The sequence below is a fragment of the Monashia sp. HAY1-5C genome, from assembly GCF_056755255.1.
In genome coordinates, this window is record NZ_JBPGXG010000240.1 from 1 (window position 1) to 2711 (window position 2711).

At 76.4% G+C, this 2711-nt stretch carries 3 protein-coding genes and 1 pseudogene; 2 read left to right on the forward strand and 2 right to left on the reverse strand.

The features are described from left to right. Nucleotides 1-8 precede the first annotated feature (8 nt). Nucleotides 9-713, forward strand: a complete 705-nt coding sequence (gene aat, locus ACR9ZK_RS21245; RefSeq protein WP_481343954.1) for a leucyl/phenylalanyl-tRNA--protein transferase — start codon at nucleotides 9-11, stop codon at nucleotides 711-713. Here aat and ACR9ZK_RS21250 read toward each other — a convergent pair. Beyond that, the gene (locus ACR9ZK_RS21250) at nucleotides 682-999 is read right to left on the reverse strand and encodes a sulfurtransferase TusA family protein (RefSeq protein WP_481343955.1); all 318 of its coding nucleotides are present in this window, start codon (nucleotides 997-999) and stop codon (nucleotides 682-684) included. The two genes, aat and ACR9ZK_RS21250, sit on opposite strands and share 32 nt — an antisense overlap. Beyond that, entirely contained in the window at nucleotides 996-2210 is a 1215-nt protein-coding gene (locus ACR9ZK_RS21255) for a cysteine desulfurase family protein (protein ID WP_481343956.1), read from the reverse strand. Before ACR9ZK_RS21255 ends, ACR9ZK_RS21250 begins: the two co-directional genes overlap by 4 nt. A 150-nt stretch (nucleotides 2211-2360) precedes the next feature. Here ACR9ZK_RS21255 and ACR9ZK_RS21260 point away from each other — a divergent pair. Then, nucleotides 2361-2711: pseudogene (locus ACR9ZK_RS21260) on the forward strand (aa3-type cytochrome oxidase subunit II); the annotation flags it as partial.

Here is a 2711-nt window from a genome sequence, read left to right on the forward strand (position 1 = left end):
GCACATGAGTGTCGAGACGAACGCTTCTCCCGCCGAGGCCCAGACCGAGGCCCCCGCCCACCGCCTGGGACTTCGCGCTGGACCGCGTCCCGCCCGGGGAGGACCTCATCGGCATCGGCGCCGACCTCGAGGTCCCGACGCTCTACGAGGCGTACTCGATCGGCGTCTTCCCCATGGGCATCGGCGACCACGGCGCGGAGCCGATGGGCTGGTGGTCGCCCGACCCGCGCGGCGTCCTGCGGCCCGGGAGCCTGCGGGTGAGCCGCTCGCTGCGCAAGGCCCGGGCCCGCTTCGAGATCCGCGTCGACACGGCCTTCGAGGCCGTCGTCTCGGCCTGCGCCGAGCCCGACCGCGAGGGCCGGTGGATCACGCCGCAGATCGAGAGCGCCTACGCCGAGCTGCACCGGGCGGGCTGGGCGCACTCGGTCGAGGCGTGGGCGGACGACCGGCTCGTCGGGGGCCTCTACGGCGTGGCCATCGGCGGGCTCTTCGCGGGGGAGTCGATGTTCCACCACGCCACCGACGCGTCGAAGGTGGCGCTCGTCGGCCTCTGCGAGCTGCTGCGCGCCGACGGCGACCCGCGACGCGTCGTCGACGTCCAGTGGCAGACGCCGCACCTGGCCACCCTCGGCGTCATCGAGATCCCCCGGACGGACTACCTGGCCCTGCTGCCCGAGGCGCTCAGGGCGCCCCTGCCGGAGCCGTGGCGCTGACGCCGGGCTCCGCCGTTGGGAGCACCTCGACGTCGTAGGCGGTGTGGTCCTCACCGTCCCGGGCGCCGGCGAACCGGTGGCCGCGCATCCGGCACCAGGCCGGCACGTCGTGGGCGGCGGCCGGGTCGGTCGCGAGGACGGTGACGAGGCGCGGGGTCGGGTCGTCCCGGACGAGACGGGCCAGGCGGATGACCGGCAGCGGGCAGCGCTGGCCCCGGGCGTCAACGACGTCCGAGGCCCCCGAGGGGGACGCGTCGGGCCGGGGCGGGTCGGGCGAGGGCCTCACAGGTCCTCCACGCCGAGGCGGGCCCGCACGTCGGCCAGGGTCGGCCCGAGCGCCGCGCAGAAGGCCTCGACGTCGGTCCCGACGCCGGGTGACACGGCCGGCAGCGGCAGCGTGAGGCGGACGTTGCCGTGCGTCAGCACGCCCATGGCCGCGAGCACGTGGCTCGGTTCGAGGGTGCTCGACGTGCACGCGGACCCGCTGGCCACCGCGAAGCCCGCGGCGTCGAACGCTCCGACGACGACCTCGCCGTCGACGTAGAGGCTGGAGAAGGTGACGACGTGGGGGAGCCGGTCGTCCGGGTCCCCGACGACCTGGGTGTCCGGGAGGGCGGCCGCCGCGTCGCGGAGCCGGGACACGAGCCGCGAGGACGATGCGGCGTCGGCCACGCGCGTCGCCTGGGTCTGTTGCCAGGCCTCGGCGGCCGCGAGGGCCACGGGCACCCACGGCACGACATCGGTGCGGCCCTGCTCGACGTCGGCACGGGCACCGGACCAGTGCCAGCGCACCCCCTCGCGGACCACGAGAACCCCGAGCGGCGGTCCGGCCCACGTGCAGGCGTCGGCGACGAGCACGTCCCAGTGCTCCGGCACGGCGTCGCGTCCGACCGAGGCCGACGCGTCGACGACCAGCGGCACACCGGCGCGCCGGCACGCCTCGCGCGCCGCCGCGAGGGGCTGGCGCGTGCCGACCTCCCCGTTGGCGCTCTGCAGGGCCGCGACGACGGTGCCCGGGACCGCCAGGGCCGCCGTCCACGCGTCGAGGTCGACACGGCCGAGGACGTCGACGGGGACCTCGGCGGCGAGGGTCGGGTCCTGCGCGGCGGAGGACCGGGCCCGGGCCGGCACGAGGACGGCGGAGTGCTCGACCGCCGAGGCCACCGTCCGGGCCCCGCGGCGCCGGGCCCCGTGGAGGACGCCCTCGAGGGCCCTGGTGACGGCGGCCGGGCCACTCGGCAGGAAGCTCAGCTCGTCCGGACGCACCCCGATGCCGGCCGCGACGACCTCGCGCGAGCGGTCGAGGAGCGCGCGGGCCCGGCGGCCCTCGGTGTGCAGGCGGGCCGGGTCGGCCCAGCCGGCATCCAGCGCGGCGAGGAGGGTGTCGCGCGCCGTCGGGTGCAGGGGGCCCGCTGCCGCGTCGAGAAGCCGGCGGACGGGGCCGGAGCCGCCCGCGGGAGCGGGCCCGGGGTTCGTGCCCGGATCGTGACTGACCACGCCGCAACGTTAGCCGCACCCTGCCGGACAACCTCTGCGACAGGGCGGTAGGGTTCGGGGGGTGGGCACTGGCTGCCCTCGCACGGATGACGGGAAACGCCCGCGGGGCGCGCCCCGGCGCGCAAAGGAACGGCAAGAAAGGTGCACCTGGTGCCTCAGCACGACGACACCCCGGCGACGCCGGCGGTGACCTCGGCCGGACGGGGACGCAGGGCGGTCCGGGTCGCGGCGCTGGCCGCGGTCTCCGGTCTCGCGCTGGCCGGCTGTCAGGGTCAGCTGTCCGACGGGTTCCTGCCCACGGCGGTCTCCGACAGCGGCAGGCGGGTCACCGACCTGTGGGTCGGCAGCTGGATCGCCGTCCTCGCGGTCGGTGCCATCACGTGGGGCCTCATGCTCTACGCCGCGATCCGCTTCCGGAAGCGCAAGGGCGACGAGTCCCTTCCGGTGCAGCTGCGCTACAACGTCCCGATGGAGCTGCTCTACACCGTCATCCCGGTGTTC